This window comes from Candidatus Pelagibacter communis (assembly GCF_001180105.1).
Taxonomy (GTDB): Bacteria; Pseudomonadota; Alphaproteobacteria; order Pelagibacterales; family Pelagibacteraceae; genus Pelagibacter; species Pelagibacter ubique_K.
On the sequence record NZ_CVSO01000056.1, the window covers coordinates 1 to 719 of the forward strand.

Consider the following 719-nt stretch of genomic DNA (forward strand, 5'->3'; position numbering starts at 1 on the left):
TTTTTTTCAGGATTAAGGTTAATTTTGAAACGTAGTTTACTTTTTATACTTTCTTGAAAAAAAATGAATTTCGCCAAAAAACCCGTCTGTTTTTGGGACCTTTTTTTTGTAATTTTTTTAGTTTTTTTTTTACTCTTTTTTCTTATTTTAGCTCGCTTAAAACTTCTTTTGGCTTTTTTCTGAGTTTTTTTTTTCTTTATGCTCTTTTTTTTTCTTTTCTTTTTTTTTTTCATCAGGAGATTTCAAAATTATCAGTAATTTATTGATAAATATAGTCTCTTGTAGGTGGTATTGTGGTTTTATCCTTACTCAATTGTAATTGAAATACAACCTGGTCTCCCCATTTAAAAGCCATCTCACAACCTGCTAAATAAAATTCCCACATTCTTAAAAATTTTTCATCAAACATTTCTAATACTTTATCTTTTTTATTAAGAAATCTCTCTCTCCAATTTCTTAAAGTATGTGCATAATGCAACCTTAAAACTTCTAAATCATTTAGAATTAAGTTTGAGTCCTCTATCGGTCTCGCAATTTCGCTTAAGCTAGGTGTGTAACCACCTGGAAAAATGTATTTAGAAATCCAAGGTTGTGGGTCTCTAGGCCTATCAATTGAACCAATAGTATGGATTAATGCAGCTCCATTTTCATTTAAAAGATCGTGGACACATTTAAAGTATTTTCTATAAAATTTCTTTCCGACATGTTCAAACATACCA

At 28.8% G+C, this 719-nt stretch carries 2 protein-coding genes; both read right to left on the reverse strand.

Translation table 11 applies throughout. The features are described from left to right. Window positions 1–233: hypothetical protein (locus tag AMN84_RS05110; protein ID WP_075483467.1), on the reverse strand; the 233-nt coding region annotated here is incomplete at its 3' end. A gap of 26 nt (window positions 234–259) precedes the next feature. After that, on the reverse strand, window positions 260–719 hold a 460-nt coding region (locus AMN84_RS03645), incomplete at its 5' end, for a class I SAM-dependent methyltransferase (RefSeq protein WP_143755545.1).